Below are 22,487 nucleotides of genomic sequence, written 5' to 3' on the forward strand. Positions count from 1 at the left end.
AGGAGCGGTCTTTTTAGATATCTTTATTGATGATGGCCATCATCTGGTGATCTTCCCACTTCCCGTTGATCCTTACAGATTTTACTGCAATTCCTTCTTTATGGAACCCGGCTTTTTCCAGGACGCGAATGGAACCTTTATTGTGGGGCATGGCACCGGCCTCGATACGATGCAGTTTAAGTTCATCAAAGGCATAGGAGACCATTTTTTGAACGATCGAGCTCATGTATCCTCTCCCGTTATAGGTCTGGTCCAGGCAGTAGCCAAGCATACAGCTTTGTACAGGTTCCCTTTCAATTTTAAACAGGGAAGCATCCCCGATTAAATCGCCGGTTTCCTTTGAAAAAATACCAAACGTATATTGCTGCCCAAGTTCACGCATTCGCTCAATCATGTTCAGCCGTTCCTGCTGGCCTCCCAGCGTATAGAACTCAGGGTTTCTTAAGGGAGTGAATGTTTGAAAAAACTCCCGGTTCTTTATCTCGAGCTGAAGCATCTGTTCGGCATGGCCGGACTCCATCGGCTGTAAAAGGAAGGGTTCTGCTTTTTTACTCATATACTCACCTGCCTTTCTTATATCCTAGCACAGGTAAAAGATTTCATGATAGGTTACTAACAACTTTCTTCCTAATATGTCGAAATAAGCTATAATAAGCTTATATTGTTTCGGTGCTTAACCATTAAAACACCTAACGGTTTAAACATGACTATCTTAATAGGAGAGTAACCATGGAGTCTATCAATACCTTGGCAAATTATCTTACCAACCATTCAGCGTCCATTGCTTCAGAAGTCGTGGACGAGATCATCGGGCGGTTTGAATTTCATATTCCGGAAGAGGAAATTATACAGGCGAAACAAATGTATAATGAATTTATTGTGTTTCTGGCAGATTCTTTCGATGATGAAGAAGGCTCTGTTCCCGAGGTTTTAATAGAGTGGAGCAAAAAGAATGGTGAGGCAGCTGCCAAAAGCGGGCTTGAGATTTCGAAAATTTTAAGGCGGTATCCAGATACAAGGATTGTTTTTGCTGATTACATGACCAAGCTGGGGATGGAATATCAGCTTGGCACTCAGGATGTCGTGATGATCATCAAGCGAGTGAATCGCATTTTGGACCTGAGTATTAATGAAACCGTTTTTGCTTTTGAAAGATATAAAGACCATCTCATTAATGCCGCGCAAGATGAAATCAAAGAATTATCCAATCCGGTTGTTCCGATTCAGGACAAGATTGCTATCCTTCCTCTGATTGGAAAGGTGGATGCCGACCGAACGGATCATTTGCTCAACCATGTGGTTCCAAGGATTCAGCAGCTGCAAATTCAGCATTTAATCATTGATTTTTCAGGAATCATGAACATTAATACAGAAGTAGCGATGTACATTTTTAATATTCACAGTGTTTTTCAGCTTCTTGGCACTGAAATCCTGGTAACGGGAATACGTCCGGAATTAGCCAGCCGAATTGTTCAGGCAGGCATTGATTTTACAACCATTAAGGTATTTGGCAATGTAAAGCAGGCCATTGAAAACATCCAATAAAAAAGGGGGACAATACTAAAGGTGTTGTCCCCTTTTTCTATGACATTCATCTACTCCTCAGCTCTAGAAATGTCTTTAATCGCTATAGTACGCAAAATATGTAGATGACCGTTTTCATCGATAACTCTCAGGTTGCGGTTCTTCTCATCCATATAATGCACCATTCCTTTGACTGTGCGCAGATGTCCCCTTTGATAAACGGTAAACTGCAAGGCAAATGAAAATTCCAAGGCTTCAAGGACCAGCTGATCCATTTCCTCCAAATGCTGTTCATCCGGCTCCAGCTCTTCTTCTTCGTAATACTCCTTCAGAAAATAGTTCTTAAGATGTGTTACTGTCTCGGGGAGCATCAAGCTGGTTTTCCATTTTATGTTACCACGGTCCCGAATCACATCACTCATCCTCCTTTCTACCTATAATAACCGAACGTACGTTCTTTTTAAACTGGAAAAAATGGACAGTCATGATATAAGGCTGATTTTTTGGAGAAAACTGCAGCCTTGTATCATGCCCATCCGATTAAAAGGTACTGTATACATTGTCACATTCTTCAGCTGTCGGCTGATAAAAACAATGGAGCTTATATCGTGCAACAAATGGCTGGTCATACCAGGTCGGCGGGCAATCGCCCTGTGGCCTGAAATACCAAAGACTATATTTGGCCGGCCAAAAGCGTTCCCCATTAATCGCACGCCTTGCGAGCCGCTTTTCACTCGATCGGGCAGCCTGATAAAAATAACCATGGGTTACGGCTTCAAAAGCGTGCGGCTGGTAAATCATCTGAGGGATGGTCCTGAGGCCTTTAAAGTCGGAACAATTGGCCCGGATCCGGTTAATTCCCACGTTGCCAATCAACTGCATCCCGCGAACTCCTTCACCTTCACCTTCCGCTCTGAGCAAACGGGCTAGAAGATTAATATCTGAACTGCTGGCTTGCACAACTGCCACCGTATCACCTCCATCTCGTTCTTTTCTAATATATATAAAAGAAGGTTGGGCCATAACCACCAAGAGATGATTTTCCCAGGAAATCAAAAAAAGGCAAGGATGCAGCATCCTTGCCTTTTTTTTTACCATCCCCGCTCATATTGAGGAGGAATATGAAGTTCGTTTTTCTTATGCACGGTTTCCGCAGCACGAAGCGGCCAGTATGGATCGCGTAGAAGCTCGCGGGCCAGCAGAACGAGATCTGCTCTTTCATTGCGGATGATTTCGTCTGCCTGCATGCCTTGTGTGATCATGCCGACAGCTGCCGTTGCAATATCCGCTTGATGGCGGATTTTTTCTGCAAAAAGGTTTTGGTAGCCGGCACCGACCGGGATCGGCGCTTTTGGAAGATTACCGCCGGAGCTGCAGTCGATAAGATCCACGCCTTCTTGTTTCAGGCGTTTGGATAGTTCAATGGATTCTTCCAGTGTCCAGCCGTCGTCTACCCAGTCTGTAGATGAAATACGGACAGTAAACGGAAGATTTTCCGGCCATTCTTGGCGCATCACACGAACGGTTTCCAATACAAAGCGGATGCGGTTGTCAAAGCTTCCGCCATATTCATCTGTGCGCTTATTGGAAAGCGGGGAGTAAAAGCTGTGAGCCAGATATCCGTGTGCACCATGGAATTCCATCCACTCAAAACCGGCTTCCCGTGCCCTGATGGTAGCCTGCCGGAAGTTTTCCTGAATCTCCTTGATTTCTTCCACGCTCAGTTCTTTCGGTTCTTTGTATCCTTCATTAAATGGGATGGCACTCGGTCCGACCACATCCCAGCCGCCCTGGTCATTCGGAACTCCGGCAGCGGGTGCTTCTTTTTCCTTCCATGGGCTGTAGGTGGATGCTTTTCGTCCAGCATGGGCGAGCTGGATTCCTGGTACGGCACCATGCTCTTTCAAAAAGGCAGTGATGCGTTTGAAGGGTTCAATATGCTGATCCGTATAGATCCCCAGGTCTTCGGGTGAAATGCGCCCTCTTGGTTCTACAGCGGTAGCTTCCACGATCACCAGGCCGGCTCCACCGACTGCACGTGATCCCAAGTGTACGAAGTGCCAATCATTCGGCATTCCGTCTTCGGCACTATATTGGCACATGGGTGAGACACCAATGCGGTTTCGAAGTGTAATATCCTTAATGGTTAGTGGAGAAAAAAGATGTGGCATGGACAAGACTCCTCCTGTGGTATAAGAATTTAAATCAAAATCATGGTAACACAATCCGAATTGTGCGATAAAACAATGTGCTTAAGATTCGTTCAAAACTCATTGTAGTCTACCCTTTTTACGGGGGATGTATAACATAGACATGAAATGACGCAAAAACAGAAAAATAGACAGAAACAGGAAGGGAAAGTTTGCATGATTATCGAATGTATTGCTTGAAAAGAAAAAGGCAGGTGCGATGTATGTCATACTCAGAAAAACTCATTCAAAAGGTAAAGGAAATGTACATATTGGATCATAAAGCGCGTGTTCATATTGATAAAGCCCAGCATTCCATTAACGTTTTTTTTGGTGATATGAAATTTAAATTACGACCTGTAGAAGAAAAAACGGATGAAATTAACATTGTGATTAACGAAGCTGTCCCCGGGGTTTTTGCCCAAATCATGATTAAACAACGAGCGCTCTGCTTTGAAAGGTCACCAAATGGCATCATTTATATCCTGTTAAAAAACGAAGACAGTGAAACCAAGCTGGATACACTTCAATGGGATGGAAGGTGTGTGGCGTCTGAACGGTATAACAAAGAATTTACAATCCCCCTTATCAACAGCTATCTGAAAGAAGCATTTGATCCCGTTCTTTTTTAGTCAACAAAAAAGGCAGATCTTAGTAAAAGATCTGCCTCGCTTGATTTTAAATTTATTAGAAAGTTCGTGCTGCATCCTTAGCGCGTGCAACACCATTTTCTTTGATTTCTTGTGCTTTTTCTGGCATTGCTGCATGTCCTTCGATAAATACGCCATCGAATGAAGGAACACCGAAGAAGTTCATCATGATGCCAAGGTAACGGTGACCCATTTCAAGTTCTGCTGCAGGGCCTTCAGAGTAAATGCCGCCGCGAGCCTGAATGTGAATGGCTTTTTTGTCTGTTAAAAGACCAACAGGGCCAAGCTCTGTATACTTGAATGTTTTTCCTGCAACAGCAACGGAATCAAGATATGCTTTCATTACTGGCGGGAATGAGAAGTTCCAAAGCGGTGTTACGAATACATATTTGTCTGCATCAACGAATTGCTCGCTAAGCTGGCCTAAACGTTCAACTTTTTCCTTTTCGACAGCAGATAGTTCTTCAAAACCTTTGCCGCTTTGCAATTTTCCCCAGCCGCTGAATACATCGGCGTCAATTTGCGGGATTTTTTCTTTATAAAGATCGATATGAACGATCTCATCTTCAGCATTCAAATTTTTATATTCTTCGATAAATGCCTTTCCGGCAGCCATGCTAAAAGATTGGGCCTCATCATGAGGATGGGCAGTGATGTATAATACTTTTGCCATTATTATTTCCACCTTTTCTTGTAAATTTACAACACACGACGTGTGCATGTGTTATTATCACTCTTAGGATTGAATTTGTGAAGTAGGCACATTTATGTGGTATAGTATAAAAAAAGGTACTGTAAAAGTGGGGGCAGCAAAAATGAAGAAGAATCCCGAGCAATGCCAGGTCGTTGTGGCACTCGATATGATTGTTGGAAAGTGGAAACCGATTATTATACAACATCTGCTGAATGGAGATGTGTTGCGTTTTAATGAACTTAGAAGATTAATGCCTGATATTACTCAGCGCATGCTTACTCTTCACCTTCGTGAACTGGAAGAGCAGGATATTGTCCAGCGAAAAGTTTATCCGCAGATCCCCCCAAAAGTGGAATATTCAATTACGGAATACGGAAAAAGTCTGGAGACCGTCATGGATGCCATGCACCAGTGGGGAGCTGCCCATGTGGAACATATGGAAATGAAAAAGAAAGAAGAAGCGTTGAGCGAGAAGGAAATCTGAAAAGATTTCCTTTTTTTATTAGAATCTATGATTTTCCTTAAATTGAAACCTCAAGGGTTTGACCGATACAGAAAATGGGGAGGTTTAATTGTAAAAAAATAGTGGATGAATTTTTTTAATTTGTGGTTCATGATTAGAAGAAAAGGAGGAATAAGGTTGGACGCAGATTGGTTTTTTCAAGTATCCGAAGAAATATATATTGTTTGCAATGAACAAGGCATGATCCAACAGACGAACTCAGCTTGGAATAACCTCACTGGCTATGAACAACAGGAAATCCTTCACCGGCCATTCATCAGTTTTCTTCCACCTGAACAGCATGAGCAGTTTACACGCTGGAGCAGAGGGCTACGTTCTTCAGGGTATGCCCATTTTGATTGTAAGATTATGATCAAAACAGGAGATATTAGACATGTGAAATGGACCCATGGAGCCATCGTTAATAATCAATTGTTATATTTAAAAGGGATTCTCTCGCCGATAAGTTATGGAAAAGCCGCGATTGAACTCCACAAATCCGTCATTGAAAAGCAAGCAGATCCGGCGGTTTTGATCGATCTTGAAACCAATGTACTGGCTTTAAATCCAGCTTATGAAGAATTGTTTGGCTGGACACAAGATGAAATGATCGGACGGACTTTACCTAACATTCCCCCGTTGCTGTATCCCAGTTTCCTTCATTATTTGGAAGTGGCGAAAACCGGCCAGAGAATTACAAATCCTGAAACACAGAGACTTAAAAAGAATGGAGAATTGATTAATGTATGCGTTACCTTTTCCTCGGTTAAAGATGAAAATGGCAATGTGATTGCACTAAGTTCCGTAACAAGAGATATCTCCAAACGTAAACAGATCGAGTGGGAATTGGGAAAAAAGACAGCGGAATTGAAAGAAGCCAATAAACGGTGTGAAACGATTCTTGAAAGCATCACGGATGGATTCTATATATTGGATGAAGAATTACGATTCACCTATATGAACAAACCGCTGCAGAAGATGTGGAAGATTCCTGCGGAAGAGCTGCTCGGCAAGGTGATAACGGATGCTTTCCCGGTTGTTCTGCAGCATCCATTTAAAGAGAATTTCAGAAAAACCATCGAACAACAAGTTCCATGCAATTTTCAAGTGTATTCAGACACGCTCGGTAAATATTTTGATATTCGAACCTATCCAACGGACAATGGCATAGCAGTGTTTTTAAAAGATTACACCGAGCTTCAGAACGTTCTCCAGAGACTGCAGGAAAGCCAGGAAATTCTCCGCGAAATAACGGAGAATGCAAAGGAAAGCTTTTGTATCCATTCCCCCGACTTCTCCAAAATCTATTTTTTAAGCGCTGGCGGGGAAGATATTTTAGGCAAGCCCTCAGCTGAAATACTGAACAACCCGGTGCTCGCCTTGCATTGTATTCATCCGGAGGATCAGGAAGCAATGCGCTTAACCGGCAGAAAACGTCCTGAAACGATTATTAATATGGACTACCGTCTGAATCATCCAAAACGGGGACAGCGCTGGATCCGCTGGAGGCGATATCCTGTATTTCCGGTCAAAGATAAGGTTTTCAAAAACGTCAGCATCTGGGAGGATATCACCGATCTGAAAGAAAATGAACAACAGATCCAAAAAGCAGAGAAATTTGAGATTGTCAGTCAGCTGGCTGCCGGGGTTGCGCATGAAATTAGAAATCCTCTAACGACAATTAAAGGGTTTATGCAAATAAACCAGCATACTGGAAATATTCGGTACGCAGGGATTATCATGTCTGAGCTTGAAACGATCGAGCAAGTTCTTCATGAATTCCTAATTCTTGCAAAGCCGCACCATGAAATAAATCTTGTAAAGAAAAATATATCCCTTATATTGAAGGACCTCCTGAGACAGATGAAGAAAGAGCCCTTTCTGCAAAACATTACGATGATTCCAGACCTGAATTTTGATCTTCCTTTCATCAAATGCGATGAAAGACACATTCGCCAGCTTATGTTAAATTTGTTCAAAAATGCTGCAGACGCCATGCCGAATGGCGGTAAACTTTGGATATCTTCCTTTGTGGATGAGCATCAAGTGAATATCACCATCAGAGATGATGGCCAGGGAATGCCGGCTGAACGTCTCGACCGGGTGGGAGAACCCTTTTATTCCAATAAAGAAAAAGGAATTGGTCTCGGATTGATGGTATCCAGGAAAATTATGCAGATTCATGAGGGAACCATTGATCTGAAGAGTGAAGAAGGAAAAGGGACGACCGTTACCCTGCGGTTTCCACTATAAAAAAAGCTGCCGCTCAGGTCCGAAGAAGATCCAGGCTTTGAGCAGCAGCTTTTTGCAGGTGCCAGTCTTTCGTGTTATGAGCATAAAGAAGGAGTACCGCTGTGGTGTAAAGAGCTTTAAACCGGGCCAGTTCTTGCGTCTCGGGAGTGACTTCACCGTAAATTTGATAAAAACGGTCACGGCCTTCGGGAGGAAGAAAACTGTATACGAAAGATAAATCCACAGCAGGATGGCCGACATGAACGTCACCCCAGTCGATAATACCGGCTATTACTCCCTCATTATTAACAAGCGTGTTGCGAATATGCAGATCCCCGTGGACAAGGACGGTTTGTCCGCTAATGTCATGAGGAATGGTATGGTCTCTAAAAACTCGAGCAGCCCTGGCTTAACGCTTCTTCAACAGGAAACGAGTGGAGCACGCGCAGAAAATTTGCGAGACATGCCGCTGATTGCATCCGCTCTTCATAAGGTAAATTCCCTGGCGGGTCTCCGGGAAGAAGAGGATACCCCGTAAACAGCCAGGGGAACATACCCGGTTCTGGCCGGCCAAAAAAGCAAGGAGTAGCAATAGGAATATGCAATTTCTTTGCCAGTTGTGGCAGCAGGGCATTTTCTGTTTTCAAAAGCGGCACGGCAATGGAGCGGCGGGGAAACCGAAATACATATTGTCCATTTACGGCATATACCGTATTGTCAAATCCTCTGCCAAGCTCAGCCACAAGGGCAGGCGATAATTGTGGGAACTGAGCTTCAATGAGCTGTTTGGCGAGCAAGGGGGTAACGATGACTTCAGCATCCCATAGATTTCCCAAAATGATCCTCCTACTGCGATAATTTCATAGAATTAAATTATATAATCGATAGGAAAAATGACAAGCGAAACCTAAAAGGCACAGCCCGGCTAATATCATGATGGTTCTCATCACTTTCACGCTCATCAGTCTTTTGGAAAAATGAATGGTGCACACCAGGTTAAGATTCCATAAAAATAAGCCCAGCAGAATCGCGAAACTGCAGAGTACCGAAAAAACAACGGAATGGGAAGCAGTGAGAACATGCAGTGAGGTACCAAACACACCAAACCAAAAAATCAGGCTGATTGGATTGGCAATGGAAATCATGAACCCTGTCATATAGGCGCTCTTTGGGCTGATTTCTTTAAATACTATATCTTGTCTGTCTTTTGTTTGAAAAGCATGGTGGAAGCTTTGCCAGCCCAATATCGTTAAAAGAACGATCCCGATTACATACATACCGATCTGTACACCTGAGATCCGCATGACATCCCCCAGGCCAAAATAAATGCCTAATAGCAACAGTACATCTCCTGTCAATCCGCCGAGTCCCACACACCAAGAGGCTAAAAATCCTCCTGTTAATCCACGTCTCATAACTTCAATATTCATCGGACCGATCGGTGCGGCCAAACTTAACCCCAACACGATAAAATGAATAAATGTCACCCAATCCTTCATTCTCGCCACTCCTTCTTGTCCATTCACTAATTCTATGGTGTTGATGGACAAGACATGCCTGTCAGTCGCTGTATTCAAAACACCCATCATGTTTTATGATATCTAAAATGTGGAAGATAACGGATGTACTTAAAAGAAGTAAGGGAGGATTTTTTAGTGCAACCACATAAGCTTTACATTAATGGTGAATATGTACCTTCCACATCCGATGAGACGATTGATATCCTCAACCCGTCAACGGAAGAGGTGATCTCTTCTATTTATAACGGGACTGAAGAAGATGTTGATAAAGCAATTAACGCGGCGTTTGAAGCCCAAAAGCAATGGGAGAAGGTTCCGAGCTTCAAACGGGGAAAAGCAGTCCGAAAGCTCGGGGACTTGATACAGGAGAAAAGAGAAACCTTCATTCAGCTGCTGTCTGAAGAACAGGGTAAGCCGTACGATGCGGCCAGCATGGAGGTTGATACAGCGATTGAGTATTTCCACTACATGTCTGAATGGGCGCGCCGCATTGAAGGGGAGATCATTCCCAGCGACCGGCCAAATGAAAATATATTCCTCTACCGCAAACCAATCGGTGTCGTGGCCGGTATTGTTCCATGGAATTTTCCAGTATTTATTTTAGCAAGAAAGGTTGCGACCGCGCTTATTACAGGGTGCTCCATAGTCCTGAAACCGAGCCAGCAGACTCCGAACACGGCAGTCGAGTTCACTAAGCTCATCGATAGCATGAAAGAGGAAATTCCGGCAGGCGTTTATAATTTGGTTACCGGTAAAGGATCGGTAATCGGCAATGCGATGGCCTCCCATCCGAAAGTAGGCATCGTGACGATGACAGGCAGCATCGGTGCCGGCTCGAAAGTTATGGAAGCAGCCGCCAAAAATATCACAAAAGTGAACCTTGAACTTGGAGGCAAAGCACCGGCCATCGTCACTCAGCATGCGGATCTTGATTTGGCCGTGGAAAAAATTAAAACGTCAAGAATTACAAATGCCGGGCAGGCTTGTACGAACGCTGAACGTGTCTATGTTCATGAAAGTGTGGCTGATGCATTTGTCGATAAAATGGTCAACGCAATGAGAGATACCACCATTGGCAAGGCATCGAAAGAACATACAGAAATGGGGCCGCTGGTCAGCCAGGACAGGCTGGAAACCGTTCATGAAATGGTGGAGAATGCCGTCAGCAGTGGAGCCAAGGTTGCAACAGGCGGCAAGCGTGCGGATATGGATAAGGGGTTCTTTTATGAACCGACGGTTATTACGAATGTCACTCAGGATATGGAAATTATCCAGCAGGAGATCTTTGGACCTGTTTTGCCGGTTGTGACCTACAGCACTCTAGACCAGGCCATTGAATGGGCAAATGATTCAGAGTATGGATTGTCTTCTTCCATCTATACAGAGAACGTACATGAAGCAATGAGAGCGGCCAACGAATTGAAATTTGGAGAAACGTTCGTGAACCGCGAAAACTTTGAAGCGATTCAGGGCTATCACGCCGGCCAGAGAAAGTCCGGACTGGGCGGTGCGGACGGCAAGCACGGCATCGAAGACTTCCTCGTCACCCAAGCAGTCTATATGGAATACAAGAATGATATTCAATAAGGAAACCTGGAAGAGCCCGGCATGGGATGCCGGGCTCTTCCAGGTATTGTTAAGAGGTTCATGTTGTATAATAAAATAGAAAAAAGACGTCCATCAGGACGTCTTTTGGCGTTTTGCGGCGAGAGACAGCACTCCACATTGTGCATTGCCTTAATCGGCGGGTCAATCTCGTCTTATGCAAAATAAGCTCATCGCAAAAGTAAGTATATCATGATTAAATTGAAAAGAGAAGCACAACTTAGAAACAGTAAGTCATTGCCTCCTAGTATCGTGTATGATAGTATAAAACGATAAATTTACATAAAAAGGAATGTGGTGCATGAGTAGGATTCCTTTTCTTAGTTTCTGGACAGCGCAAACGAGTATTTCCCTCGCTGATGCGGTCTATATCATGGTGATTACTACCTTTATCTTTCAAATGACAGGCTCGCCGCTTCTTTCCTCGCTTTTTCCTTTGTTTCAAGCAGTTTCCCGTCTTTCAGGAGGATTTACATCCCCCCTGCTTCTTCAAAGGTTTCCCTTCAACAAACTGCTTTTGATTCTAGAGGGATGCAAAGCCGTGCTCGTGGTCGTTCTTCTTGCCGGATTCGATTTCATTACCGGACATTTGCCAGTATTGTTTGCGTTCATTTTACTTATTTCCTGTACAGAAGGATGGGCGGATCCTCTTCTTAGTTCTGTCATCCCGAAAATTATGGAGACAGAGAAATTGGTTAAGGCTAACAGTGCTCTCGCCATTACGAATCAAGCCGTTCAGATCGCAGGATATACTTTCACTGGATATGCGGTGATACGCTTGGGACACCAGCCTGTTTTGATTGTTACTGTCATTTTGATGGTCCTTGCTGTGTGCTGCCTGCTCATTTGCAGCCGCTATCTGCCGGAAGTAGAAGGAAGAGCGCCGGCCACAAAAGCGAAATGGAACACGATCAAAGAGGGCTGGGTATTATTATGGAGAGTTCCCACGCTTCGTACGGTCACCTTGATGGATGCCATCGAAGGAATGGCAGGTTCCATTTGGATTGGAGCCCTGACACTGGTCTATGTAAAAGAAGTGCTTCATGAGGGAGAGCAGTGGTGGGGATTCATCAATGCCAGCTATTATGCAGGTACCATTATCGGCGGACTTTGCACACTGTGGCTGGCTAACAAAATCCAAAAACATCTTATAGTAAGCATGGCCGCTGGCTCGTTTTTCTTTAGCCTCTTTACCCTTTTATACGGCCTGACAAGTGCTCCCTATTTTGCTCTGATTCTATGTGTTGCGATGGGGCCTGTCTATCAAATCAGGGATGTCGCTCAGCAGACGGCTTTTCAGAGCAATATCGGAAGTGAGCATCTGCCCAAGGTATATGCCAGCCGCGGGACACTGCTGTCCATCATTTCCAGTCTCTCGATCTTTTTAATGGGATTGGTAGCCGAGCATCTAGGTATCCGTGCCGTTTATATTTTAGGAGCGGTACTCATTATGGGATCAGCCCTTTTATCCTTTTCTTTACTGCAGGTGAACAAACGGGAACGTACTGAAGTAAGCCGTACCTTATAAGGGCATAAAAAAAGCAAGTGAAGGAGTTTTTTTATGAAAAAAGTAAAAACGAATGCGATGAGAATTCTGGACAAAGAAAAAATAGTCTATGAACCAATGAATTACAGTACGGATGACGGAAAAATAGATGGCGTGTCTGTTGCCCATAAAATCGGAAGAGAGCCGGGATCCGTATACAAGACACTGGTGGCGCAGGGGGCCGGAAAGGAATATTACGTTTTTGTAATCCCGGTGGAAGAGGAGCTGGATTTGAAAAAAGCAGCAAAGGCAGCTGGGGAGAAAAAAGTAGAGATGCTGGCGGTCAAAGAACTGCTTCCTGTCACAGGGTATGTCCGTGGCGGTTGTTCGCCGATCGGGATGAAAAAGCTTTATTTTACAATTGTCGAAGAGCAAGCAGCACAGCTGCAAACGGTCATTGTAAGCGCGGGGAAAATCGGTTATCAAGTAGAATTGTCTCCTCAAGATTTAATCAATGTAACAAAAGGCCGTTATGGGGATGTATCGAAATAACTGGAAGGAAGACCTTACAACATTGTAAGAAAGTTGTAAGATGTCTCGATGTCGAATTATACATTTTTCTTATAGATTAGAAAGAGAAAAAAGAAAAAGGATATTTTAAAATTACAGGGGGTATTAAATGGATTTTACTCAATTTAATAATGAGACGTTTCGAAGCATTAATCAGTGGGCGGATCCCTCATCTGCTGTAAATCCCATTATGGTGTTTATGGCAGAGTATATGTTGTATATTTTGGTAATCGTGTTGATCGGTTATGCTTTGACCCGTTCCAAGCGCAATAGGCTGATGGTGGTTTTCGCGATTGTAAGCTGTCTGGTGGCAGAGATCCTCGGGCGGCTGGCAGGGTTGTTCTATTCTCATCATCAACCGTTTTCCGTACTGCAGGATGCGAACCAGTTAATTGAACACGCCATAGATAACTCCTTTCCAAGCGACCATTCAATTATTTTTTTCTCCGTCTGTACGGTTTTGTTGCTTTTCAAAAGGAAAACAGGAACCGTATGGATGTTCATAGCATGCTGTGTGGCCATCTCCCGTGTCTGGGTTGGAGTGCATTACCCGGTGGATGTGGTTACAGGCGGGATGCTCGGTATTTTTTCTGCGGTACTCGTAGTAAAAACTATGTCCGCTATGCCTTTTGCCAAAATGGATTCTTCAAAAAAGGGAGTCGAATATCTTTAAAATGTATCGGTTCAGTTAAACAACTGGACCGTTTTTTTTGCTATAATAGACGGAATATTTCGCACTGTAAATAGAGAAAGGAAGAATTAAAGTGCCGCTCACCACTGTTTTAATTACCAATGAGAATGTGGATGGCTGTGTTTCGCTTTATCAGCAGGTGTTCAACTGTGAACCCTGGAACGAGAGCTGGACGAACGAAACGGCAGGGGAAAGATTACGCGATCTTGTGTATACCCCGAAGTTTTTCGGAATTATGTTTTATGAAGGAGAAATGCTGGCGGGATTCATCGCAGGCAACTGCAAGAGAACCTACCAAGGACTTACCTACTATATCGCGGAATGCTGCGTGAACCCAGAGATTCAAGGTAAAGGCTATGGATCAAAAATGTTAAAGTTCCTGGAGAAAGAACTAAAAGGAAGAGGAGTACGGAGCATTTATTTGTTAACCGCAACAGAGGGGCTTGCTCAAACGTTTTATGAGAAAAACGGATACCTTGTGAACGAAAACCGAATGGTCATGAATAAAAGCCTTTAAAAGGGGGAAACCGCAATGATTATTTATCCATCTCTGGAAAAAGGGGCAACAATTGGTGTGACGGCGCCATCCTCGGGTTTGTCTTCAGAGCTTCATCCCTTGCTGAAACAGGCAATTGAAAGAATGGAAAAAGCGGGTTACAAAGTGGTTTGCGGAGAAACGCCATGGACACAAAGCAAGGCAAAATCCGCGGATGCAACACTGAGAGCAGCAGAATTTAATGATATGATGAAAAGACAGGATATCGATCTCGTTTTCCCTCCATGGGGAGGGGAGCTGTTGATTGAAATGCTGCCTTTCGTTGAATATTCCATACAAAAACCAAAATGGATCCTCGGTTATTCGGACATAAGTGTGTTGCTGCTCGCGGTTACATTAACAACAGGAATAGCAACGGCGCACGGTACAAACCTGATCGATTTGCGGGGAGAAGAAACGGAAGCCACAACAGCCATGTGGGAAACGATATTGTCCGCATCAGAAGGTGATTCGGTGCTGCAACACTCCTCTGAGAAGTATCAGGAAAAATGGGATCACGAAAATCCTTCGCCTCATGTCTATCATCTGACAGAAAGGACCGAATGGAAAACGGTGTCCCGCCAAGCTGAACAAATCAAGGGCCGTCTATTGGGCGGATGTATTGATGTAATTCGTCATTTGATTGGCACTCCTTTTGGAAATGTCGCAAGCTTTAAAGAAGAACACATTCCCGGTGAACCGGTGATTTGGTATCTCGAAAATTGTGAGCTGAATACGGCTGATCTTCGGCGCTCATTGGTGCAAATGAAAATGGCGGGTTGGTTTAACGGGTGCTCTGGGATCTTGTTTGGCCGTAGTGCCGCCAATGAACCAGTGGGCGGATATACGGTTGAAGATGTTTATCATGATCTCGCCAAAGAGCTGCAGATCCCGGTCATCTATGACATCGATTGCGGACATGTTCCGCCACAGGTAACATTGATTAATGGTGCCTGGGCAGAAGTGGGAGTCGTTGAAGGAAGAGGAACGATTCTGCAACACTTTAAACGGTGATTCGATTTTTTTCGATATTTTTTACGAAACATGATAAGATGCTAGAAATATCTGTTTGGAAGGATGAGAGAAATGGCCATTGAAAGTGTTAGACAACATTTCAAACAATTCAACCGTGAACAAGATGTCAAGGAGTTTGACACATCCAGTGCAACGGTACAGGAGGCTGCTGATACGATTGGTGTTATTCCTGCACGGATTGCGAAAACCTTGTCGTTCAGGGGAGAGGGAGAACGGGCAATCCTTGTCGTGGCAGCAGGAGATGCCAAGATCGATAACAAGAAGTTCCGCCAACGATTTGGATTTAAGGCCCGGATGCTTTCACCCGAAGAGGTGCTTGACCAAACCGGACATGCGATTGGAGGAGTTTGTCCTTTCGGTTTGAAAAATGATCTCGATGTGTATCTCGATGAATCCATGAAGCGATTTGATACACTCTTTCCGGCCTGCGGCAGCTCAAACTCTGCCATCGAGCTGACCTGTGAGGAATTGTCTGCATACGCCTCGGCCAAAGAATGGGTGGACATCTGCAAAGGCTGGGAAAGCGAAGAAATCGAAGCAGAAAAAGTAAAAAGCCATTCTTAAAAAGTAAGGATCCTGATCAGGGTCCTTTTTTTGTTGGATTTCTCAAATTTGTTAACTTTTTCCAAATGTTCTTCGTCTATTGTTATAGAGAGGGGGAGAGGGAGTAAATTTGTGCATATACTGTCATTTGATAGAAAGCCAGACTTTACAGCAACAATGAGAAAAGAAGAAATAATGGAACAAGTGATGTAATTCCTTTTATACAGAGTTGGCTATACGATCTGCTCTGTCATTGCAACGGCAATATTTTACAGGAGATATTACCTATAGAAGGGATGTAAAACGTACTGCAACCCGCAGGGCTTTTCGTGTTTTTAATTCCGAATAAATATCTTGTAAAAGGTCTACTTAGCGACTTATAGAAAAAAGCAAGAAATAATTGGATTATTTTCCCTCAAACCATGATATAGTGGAAGGGGGTTTTCCCCGTTAACATTCATTTAAAGGAGGCTGCCACGTCATGATTATCAAATGGATGAGAGTCAGATAATGATAGGTGCAGACCTGCTGCTCCGTTACGAGTAAAAGTTCTGCGCCTGATCGACCCGGCGTTGGATACCAAAAGTACGGAGGGATCGTTATGAAGGAAAAAATAATTTCATTTAATGGAATGGATATTTGTACAGAAAACGTTGGAAATCCGGAGGATCCGGCCATTTTACTCATCATGGGAGCCATGTCTTCGCTTGATTGGTGGGATGAAGACTTCTGCTCGGCCTTGGCTTCGAAAGGAAGGTATGTCATCCGGTACGATCACCGTGATTTAGGCAAATCTGTTGTGTATGAACCGGGAAGTGCCAATTACACCATTACCGACCTGGCTGATGATGCGATCCGTGTGCTGGATGCCTATTCGTTGGAAAAAGCTCATGTTGTCGGCATGTCCATGGGCGGAATGGTGGGTCAGATTCTTGCCATTCGGAATCCAGAGCGCATCCAAACACTGACGCTCATTGCTTCAAGTGTGTTTGGAATGGAACAGGAAAAGCTTCCGCCAATGGATCAAAAAATTCTCGATTACCATGGAAAGAGTGCGACCTTAGACTGGTCCGACCGGGAAGCGGTTGTTTCGTATCTGGCAGGAGGCTGGAAAACACTGGCCGGCTCAAAACCGTTTGAAGAAGAACGGATGAACCGGTTGGCAGAAAGAGAAATGAACCGGGCCAAACAGCTGCAGAGCAGGTTTAATCACGCGTTTCTTGGTGGCGGAGAAGAGTTTTACGACCGAATGGGTGAGATTTCTGTTCCGGTCGTCGTGATTCATGGTACGGAGGATCCTGCTCTTCCCTTTGAGCACGGGAAGGCGCTTGCCAGGACCATTCCTCGTTCGCAATTGATTTCTCTCGAGGGCTCTGGTCATGAACTGCATCGTACAGATTGGGATACAATTATAGCTTCCCTCGTAAAAACAAGTTCTCTGGTAGAAAATAATAGATAAAAAAAGCAATGGGCAGCTGTCATTTTGACGGCTGCTTTTCTTTTGCCTGATGTTTAGAGTGAAGCGGACAGCGGGAAATAAAAAAGTAACCTAACAGAATCGGAGGAACCACATGTCTATCGCATTGAATCCCACCGAAAGCATCAGTTGCCGCAGCGAATATGCCCCCCTTGCCCGCGTCATTGTATGTGGACCACAGTACATGTCCATCTCAGAGGTTATCAATGAAACCCAACGGCATTATGCCCGCGAAAATATAAACAGACGCTTAGCCTCCGCACAGCATAAAGAGTTTGTACGTGTGCTTCGTAATCAGGGTGTAGAAGTTGTTGAATTGCCGCCAGATCAGCAATATCCGGAACAAGTGTTTACCAGGGATATCGGATTTACCATCGATTCTACTGTTTTTCTCTCTACTATGGGAAGCGCCATCCGAAAAGGTGAAGAAGAAATATTGAAGAAATGGCTCATTTCCCAAAAGGCAATGATGCAGCAGCTGCCTGACACGAAAATTGAGGGCGGAGACGTGATCACTGACAGGGACAAGGTGTTTGTCGGGGTAAGCGGACGTACCTCGGATATTTCTATCCATACACTGCGCAACCATTTACCAGAAAAAAACGTGATGGGCATTCCTTTTGATAAAAAGTATTTGCATCTGGACTGTGTCTTCAATATTCTTTCCCCCCGGGAAGCACTGATTTACCCTCCTGCTTTTCAAAAAAAGGAACTCGACCTTCTATCCAAAATGTATGACACCATGGAAGTAAGCAAGGAAGAACAGTTCACCCTGGGTACCAATGTTCTTTCTATTGGGAATAAGAAGATATTCAGTCTGCCCTTCAACAAGAAGGTAAACAGCAAGCTTCGGGAAAGAGGCTATGAAGTAATTGAAGTAGATTTATCGGAGATTATTAAATCCGGGGGTTCCTTCCGCTGCTGTACATTGCCTCTGGTAAGGTAATCCGCTTAACGTGCCTGCAGTTTAACTAACTGAGTATAAGGGGACGGGAAGAGCAATGGGACAACCTGCCAAAACATCGGCGAAGATGTCAAACCCAAGTGTCCTTTTTTCATAAATGAAAAGAAAATTAAATGTCAGCAACGCAATGGTGCCGGTTCGTCGAATTTCCAAGATGGCTGGCACCATTTTTCTTATTTCATGGTACAATGGTAGAAGTTTTACCGCTGAATTTGAAGGTTGTGTGTAAATCATTCGATAATGGGGGGATTTCTTCGGCTTTTTCGCTATGATGTAACGTATGTGAAGCAGCGTTTTCCTCTTTGAAATGACTATTTTATGTGATTCATTGACAGATAAATGTGAAAGGTGAAGTTTCATTCATGAGATTTTTTAGTTTACGATTTTTACTGCTGTTGGTTTGTGTCGCTGTCTTGGCAGTAATGCTGCTGTATTATTTTACGAATATTACCATACCTGGGCAACGATCCGTTTTAGGAATTGTCCAAAATGTTAAAGACATGGCTTCCATTGAAAAAGAAAATAAAGTTTTAAAAGCCAAACTGGAGGAACAGGAAACTCTTTCTGTACAGCAATTGGAGTTAAAGCGGGAAAATAAAAACCTTCAGGCGGTTGTTGATAAAACGAAAGAAGTCGAGCAATATAATCCATTGCAGGCGAGTGTGATGCACCGGGAAGCAGATCCGGCAAACTGGTATGAAACGGTTATCGTTGACAAGGGAAGTAATGATGACGTTCAGGAGAACATGGCCGTCATGACCAAGGATGGACTGATCGGCAAGATCACACAGGTCAAGCCGACATTTTCTGAAGTAAAACTGCTATCCAGTAAAGACAAGAGATACCGTATTTCCGCGGCCATACAAGGCAAAAAAAATGTGAACGGCATACTGAACGGCTTTGATCCGAGCAACAAGTATTTGATGGTCCGTGACATTCTGAACAAGAATCTTAAAAAGGGTGAAAAGGTGGTCACTTCGGGTCTGGGGGAAATATTGCCTCCGAATCTGGATATCGGAACCGTTGTTAAAGTGAAGCCCGATCCCTACGGTTTGACAAGCATTGCCTATATTAAACCAACGGCCGACTTTTATGATATCAATCAGGTGATCATTCTTAGAACAGGTAAAAAAGCATAAAATCATTTCCTGATAAATTAAAGGTACATACTTACAAATCCTTATTAACTAAAAATAGAGGTTTAAACTATTTTTAAAAGGTTATGTTAAAGATAGTAAGAAAAGTAGTGTACTCTTTAAAAAAGGAGATGAATCGAATGGCTGCAATTAATCTGGCTGTCATTTATTACAGCTCGACAGGAACGAACTATCAACTTGCAAAATGGGCTGCTGAAAGTGGGAAAGAAGCAGGGGCTGAGGTCAAAGTATTAAAGGTTCCGGAACTGGCTCCGCCAGAAGCGATTGAATCCAATGCTGCCTGGAAAGCTCATGTCGAAGAAACTAAACATGTTCCGGAAGTATCGTTGAGCGATCTCGAGTGGGCGGATGCGATTATTTTCAGTGTTCCGACCCGTTTTGGAAACGTTCCGTCACAAGTAAAACAGTTTCTTGACACCACAGGAGGTCTTTGGTTCCAGGGCAAGCTGGTTAATAAGGTAGTCAGTGCCATGACTTCTGCTCAAAATCCCCACGGCGGACAGGAAGCCACTATACTGGCTTTATACACAACAATGTATCATTGGGGTGCGATTGTGGCTACACCGGGATATTCAGATCCTGTACTCTATGGAGCCGGAGGAAATCCTTATGGCACAAGTGTTACCGTCGATCAGAGCGGCAATATGGTAGAAGACGTTCAGGGTGCGGTGAAGCATCAAGCGAAACGTACTGTAAACGTAGCTCAGTGGGTCAAGCAGGGCAACCAATAATTGAAATGAAAAGATAAAAAGCCGGTTTCCATAGAAGGAGACCGGCTTTTATCTTTTTACGATCCGGCAGGAGCTCCGCCGCCGGCAGGTGGCGCAGGAGGGGCCGCTCCTCCCGATGGAGGAGTTGCTGCAGAAGGAGTGGCTGTCAATGGAACGGAAGCCCCTGTTTCAGGAGGTGCTGTGCTCTGACTGGCTGGCTCAAGTGTACCCTGAACGGGCACAAGAAGAGGGCCTACCACTAAAGAGGTGGGGGGCGTATCGAAGGCAGATCCGGCGGAGATGGATTGAGCATCTCCGATCAGTAAAACAGAAGATATGCTCACACCTATGATATTGAACTCATGAACAGCCAGCTTTCGGTTGACAATTTTTACATTCACGGACGTCACCTCTCTAAGGAAAGCGTTCCCTATTGCCTATATGAGTATGGAGAGGACAGAAACTTTATGTATACCGGAAAAGACAGTTCACCCAATCGTGAACTGCTTTTTGTTCTCAGCTGATTTTTTTGAAGCCGTAGTTTTCCAGGGTTTTTACGGTTGAAGGTTTTTGCAAGTAGTGGTAAAACGCTTTTGCTTCTTTTTTATGTTTGGTGTCATTAATGATGCCGAGGGGATAAACGATTGGACTGTGTGTCTTCGGATCAGCTGAAGCAACAATCTGTACTTTCTTTGAGATCAGGGCGTCTGTTTTGTACACAACCCCGGCATCAACATTTCCGGTTTCTACATAGGAAAGAACCTGGCGCACATCCTTGGCATAGACAAGCTTGGACTCCAGCGTATTCCAGAGCTTCATGTTTTTAAAGGATTCTTTGGCATAGGATCCGGCCGGCACGGCTTCAGGTGTTCCGATGGAAATCTTTTTTATGGAAGGCCTCGAAAGGTCGGTGAATGCCGAGATTTTTGTCTCTGAATCCTTGGGTACAACCAGTACAACTTCATTACCGACAAGGTTGACTCCTTCGCTCTTTTTAATCATTCCTTCCTTCACCAGCATATCAAACTTATCTTCTGCTGCGGAAAAGAATAAATCTGCAGGAGCACCTTGAGAAATCTGCTGCTGAAGGGTGCCGGAAGCTCCGAAATTAAAACGAAGCTTAACGTTTGGATGCTCTTTTTCATAGGTTTTCTGTATGCCGGTTAAGGCATCTTTAAGACTTGCGGCCGCAGAGATTGTCAGCTCTGTCGTTTTCTTGCTGCTTGCGTTTTTGTCGGGAGACTGATTCTCTCCGCAAGCAGACAAAATTGAAAATAAAAAGAGAAAGAGTACGAGATAAACCGTTTTTTTCAAATCTATGTCCCTCATTTCAACTAAAGTAGGTTTATTATAACTTATTATAATTAGTTATAATTAATTATAACTAAAATAATTAAGACGAGAGGGAATACATTTTTGTAAAAATTAGATACACTTATAACGTGGGGGGATCGTATGGATAAACCAGTATCATATACCATAGAAGAAGTAGCCGACCGCTTGCGAGTTTCAAAGCTTACCATTTATGATCTGATCAAAAAGGGCGAGCTGCCGGCTTATCGGGTCGGCAGACAGATGCGAATTGATGACCAAGATCTTGAAGCATATAAAAACAGCTCAAAGACCGTGCAGAAGCAGCAAAAAAGCAACGAGCCTCCACCAAAAAGGGAACAGCTGGTCATCAGCGGACAGGATATGGTGCTTGATTTTCTTGGAAAGCATTTAGAGCCGAAGCTTGGCACGTCTCCTTTAAGGTGGTATATGGGCAGTCTGAACAGCTTAATGGCCATGTACCAGGGACAGTGCGATATTGTGAGCGTCCATTTGTTTGATGGTGAAAGCGGGACCTATAATGTGCCTTATGTGAAGCGCATTTTAATCAGCGAACCATTTGCCTTAATCAACCTGGTATGCAGGACAGCGGGCATTTATGTAAAAAAAGGAAATCCGCTCCAGATCAAAACCTGGAGTGATCTCACAAAACCGGGTGTGACGATTGTTAACCGTGAAAAGGGAGCAGGCGCAAGGGTGTTGCTGGATGAACAGCTGAAGCTCGCCGGGCTTTCCCGTGAGAATATTTCAGGATACAGCACCGTACACACCAGTCATTTTTCGATTGCATCTGCCGTAGCAGGCGGACAGGCAGATGCCGGGATAGGAATCGAGAACGTAGCCAAAATGGCTGAAGTGGATTTTATCCCCCTGATCAAGGAACAATATGACCTGGTGGTGCTAAAAGACAACCGAAACCTTCTTCAGCACGTGAAGGATACCATCACTTCACCCGATTTTCAAACCCAGCTCAGCCAGTTAAAAGGCTACGACCTTCACCTCTCAGGAAAAATCGTATATGAATCCTAACCAAAACCAGATCTCCGTTCAACGGAATTCTGGTTTTTTTGT

The 22,487-nt window shown here is 44.0% G+C and carries 26 protein-coding genes; 16 read left to right on the forward strand and 10 right to left on the reverse strand.

Annotation, left to right across the window (positions count from 1 at the left end):
* Positions 1-13: 13 nt before the first annotated feature.
* Positions 14-556, reverse strand: coding sequence for a GNAT family N-acetyltransferase (locus tag BLT53_RS01020; protein ID WP_090232103.1), 543 nt, complete (start codon positions 554-556; stop codon positions 14-16).
* Between the two features lie 173 nt (positions 557-729).
* On the opposite strand from BLT53_RS01020, the gene BLT53_RS01025 reads away from it, so the two are divergent.
* The gene (locus BLT53_RS01025; protein WP_090232105.1) at positions 730-1,545 is read left to right on the forward strand and encodes an STAS domain-containing protein; all 816 of its coding nucleotides are present in this window, start codon (positions 730-732) and stop codon (positions 1,543-1,545) included.
* Between the two features lie 50 nt (positions 1,546-1,595).
* Here BLT53_RS01025 and BLT53_RS01030 read toward each other — a convergent pair whose 3' ends face one another.
* The 3 genes from BLT53_RS01030 to BLT53_RS01040 all read right to left on the reverse strand — a co-directional run bounded on the left by BLT53_RS01030 (position 1,596) and on the right by BLT53_RS01040 (position 3,695).
* A complete protein-coding gene (locus BLT53_RS01030) occupies positions 1,596-1,946 on the reverse strand; it encodes a YolD-like family protein (protein WP_090232107.1) in 351 nt (116 codons plus the stop codon).
* Between the two features lie 118 nt (positions 1,947-2,064).
* Positions 2,065-2,493: a cell wall hydrolase gene (locus BLT53_RS01035; RefSeq protein WP_090236609.1), complete on the reverse strand. Its 429-nt coding sequence runs from the start codon at positions 2,491-2,493 to the stop codon at positions 2,065-2,067.
* A gap of 122 nt (positions 2,494-2,615) precedes the next feature.
* Positions 2,616-3,695 carry an NADH:flavin oxidoreductase/NADH oxidase gene (locus tag BLT53_RS01040; protein ID WP_090232108.1) on the reverse strand — a complete coding sequence of 360 codons (1,080 nt, stop codon included), beginning with the start codon at positions 3,693-3,695 and terminating at the stop codon, positions 2,616-2,618.
* A 242-nt stretch (positions 3,696-3,937) separates the two neighbouring features.
* Here BLT53_RS01040 and BLT53_RS01045 point away from each other — a divergent pair, with 242 nt between their 5' ends.
* Positions 3,938-4,345, forward strand: a complete 408-nt coding sequence (locus tag BLT53_RS01045) for a hypothetical protein (RefSeq protein ID WP_090232110.1) — start codon at positions 3,938-3,940, stop codon at positions 4,343-4,345.
* Positions 4,346-4,400: 55 nt separating this feature from the next.
* On the opposite strand, the gene BLT53_RS01050 is transcribed toward BLT53_RS01045, so the two are convergent.
* Complete coding sequence (locus tag BLT53_RS01050; RefSeq protein ID WP_090232112.1) at positions 4,401-5,036, reverse strand: FMN-dependent NADH-azoreductase; 636 nt, start codon at positions 5,034-5,036, stop codon at positions 4,401-4,403.
* Between the two features lie 142 nt (positions 5,037-5,178).
* Between BLT53_RS01050 and BLT53_RS01055 the strand changes: the two genes are divergently transcribed.
* Together BLT53_RS01055 and BLT53_RS01060 are read left to right on the forward strand one after the other, a co-directional pair.
* Positions 5,179-5,541, forward strand: a complete 363-nt coding sequence (locus BLT53_RS01055) for a winged helix-turn-helix transcriptional regulator (protein WP_090232114.1) — start codon at positions 5,179-5,181, stop codon at positions 5,539-5,541.
* A 156-nt stretch (positions 5,542-5,697) separates the two neighbouring features.
* Entirely contained in the window at positions 5,698-7,812 is a 2,115-nt protein-coding gene (locus BLT53_RS01060; RefSeq protein WP_170834187.1) for a PAS domain S-box protein, read from the forward strand.
* A gap of 13 nt (positions 7,813-7,825) precedes the next feature.
* Here BLT53_RS01060 and BLT53_RS25565 read toward each other — a convergent pair whose 3' ends face one another.
* From BLT53_RS25565 to BLT53_RS01070, 3 genes are read right to left on the reverse strand one after another with little or no spacing between them, the layout of a single operon-like run.
* Positions 7,826-8,167 (reverse strand): phosphotransferase, encoded by a 342-nt coding sequence (locus BLT53_RS25565; RefSeq protein ID WP_342027866.1) that lies wholly within the window; start codon positions 8,165-8,167, stop codon positions 7,826-7,828.
* 10 nt (positions 8,168-8,177) lie between these two features.
* Positions 8,178-8,627 (reverse strand): phosphotransferase, encoded by a 450-nt coding sequence (locus tag BLT53_RS25570; protein WP_280138788.1) that lies wholly within the window; start codon positions 8,625-8,627, stop codon positions 8,178-8,180.
* A gap of 24 nt (positions 8,628-8,651) precedes the next feature.
* A complete protein-coding gene (locus BLT53_RS01070) occupies positions 8,652-9,368 on the reverse strand; it encodes a LysE family translocator (protein WP_170834188.1) in 717 nt (238 codons plus the stop codon).
* A gap of 78 nt (positions 9,369-9,446) precedes the next feature.
* On the opposite strand from BLT53_RS01070, the gene aldA reads away from it, so the two are divergent.
* The 11 genes from aldA (at position 9,447) to wrbA (ending at position 20,105) form a co-directional block, all read left to right on the forward strand.
* Entirely contained in the window at positions 9,447-10,898 is a 1,452-nt protein-coding gene (aldA, locus tag BLT53_RS01075; RefSeq protein WP_090236610.1) for an aldehyde dehydrogenase, read from the forward strand.
* 319 nt (positions 10,899-11,217) lie between these two features.
* A complete protein-coding gene (locus tag BLT53_RS01080; RefSeq protein WP_090232118.1) occupies positions 11,218-12,444 on the forward strand; it encodes an MFS transporter in 1,227 nt (408 codons plus the stop codon).
* Between the two features lie 33 nt (positions 12,445-12,477).
* Positions 12,478-12,954 (forward strand): Cys-tRNA(Pro) deacylase, encoded by a 477-nt coding sequence (gene ybaK / locus BLT53_RS01085; RefSeq protein WP_090232120.1) that lies wholly within the window; start codon positions 12,478-12,480, stop codon positions 12,952-12,954.
* Between the two features lie 127 nt (positions 12,955-13,081).
* Positions 13,082-13,645 carry an undecaprenyl-diphosphatase gene (locus BLT53_RS01090; RefSeq protein ID WP_090232121.1) on the forward strand — a complete coding sequence of 188 codons (564 nt, stop codon included), beginning with the start codon at positions 13,082-13,084 and terminating at the stop codon, positions 13,643-13,645.
* A gap of 91 nt (positions 13,646-13,736) precedes the next feature.
* Positions 13,737-14,180, forward strand: a complete 444-nt coding sequence (locus BLT53_RS01095; protein ID WP_090232123.1) for a GNAT family N-acetyltransferase — start codon at positions 13,737-13,739, stop codon at positions 14,178-14,180.
* Positions 14,181-14,195: 15 nt separating this feature from the next.
* Complete coding sequence (locus tag BLT53_RS01100) at positions 14,196-15,212, forward strand: S66 family peptidase (protein WP_090232124.1); 1,017 nt, start codon at positions 14,196-14,198, stop codon at positions 15,210-15,212.
* A gap of 72 nt (positions 15,213-15,284) precedes the next feature.
* On the forward strand, positions 15,285-15,797 hold the full coding sequence (locus BLT53_RS01105) for a YbaK/EbsC family protein (protein WP_090232126.1): 513 nt from the start codon (positions 15,285-15,287) through the stop codon (positions 15,795-15,797).
* A gap of 580 nt (positions 15,798-16,377) precedes the next feature.
* Positions 16,378-17,235 carry an alpha/beta fold macrolide esterase gene (gene mle / locus BLT53_RS01110; RefSeq protein ID WP_090232127.1) on the forward strand — a complete coding sequence of 286 codons (858 nt, stop codon included), beginning with the start codon at positions 16,378-16,380 and terminating at the stop codon, positions 17,233-17,235.
* Between the two features lie 112 nt (positions 17,236-17,347).
* On the forward strand, positions 17,348-18,199 hold the full coding sequence (locus BLT53_RS01115; RefSeq protein WP_090232129.1) for a dimethylarginine dimethylaminohydrolase family protein: 852 nt from the start codon (positions 17,348-17,350) through the stop codon (positions 18,197-18,199).
* A 380-nt stretch (positions 18,200-18,579) separates the two neighbouring features.
* On the forward strand, positions 18,580-19,356 hold the full coding sequence (mreC, locus tag BLT53_RS01120; RefSeq protein WP_090232131.1) for a rod shape-determining protein MreC: 777 nt from the start codon (positions 18,580-18,582) through the stop codon (positions 19,354-19,356).
* A gap of 137 nt (positions 19,357-19,493) precedes the next feature.
* The gene (wrbA, locus tag BLT53_RS01125; RefSeq protein ID WP_090232132.1) at positions 19,494-20,105 is read left to right on the forward strand and encodes an NAD(P)H:quinone oxidoreductase; all 612 of its coding nucleotides are present in this window, start codon (positions 19,494-19,496) and stop codon (positions 20,103-20,105) included.
* A 56-nt stretch (positions 20,106-20,161) separates the two neighbouring features.
* On the opposite strand, the gene BLT53_RS25685 is transcribed toward wrbA, so the two are convergent.
* Together BLT53_RS25685 and modA are read right to left on the reverse strand one after the other, a co-directional pair.
* Complete coding sequence (locus tag BLT53_RS25685) at positions 20,162-20,485, reverse strand: hypothetical protein (RefSeq protein ID WP_342027835.1); 324 nt, start codon at positions 20,483-20,485, stop codon at positions 20,162-20,164.
* A gap of 115 nt (positions 20,486-20,600) precedes the next feature.
* On the reverse strand, positions 20,601-21,413 hold the full coding sequence (gene modA / locus BLT53_RS01135) for a molybdate ABC transporter substrate-binding protein (RefSeq protein ID WP_090232134.1): 813 nt from the start codon (positions 21,411-21,413) through the stop codon (positions 20,601-20,603).
* A gap of 126 nt (positions 21,414-21,539) precedes the next feature.
* Here modA and BLT53_RS01140 point away from each other — a divergent pair, with 126 nt between their 5' ends.
* Complete coding sequence (locus tag BLT53_RS01140) at positions 21,540-22,445, forward strand: substrate-binding domain-containing protein (RefSeq protein WP_090232136.1); 906 nt, start codon at positions 21,540-21,542, stop codon at positions 22,443-22,445.
* Positions 22,446-22,487 lie beyond the last annotated feature (42 nt).

This window comes from Fictibacillus solisalsi, from assembly GCF_900103485.1.
Taxonomy (GTDB): Bacteria; Bacillota; Bacilli; order Bacillales; family Fictibacillaceae; genus Fictibacillus_C; species Fictibacillus_C solisalsi.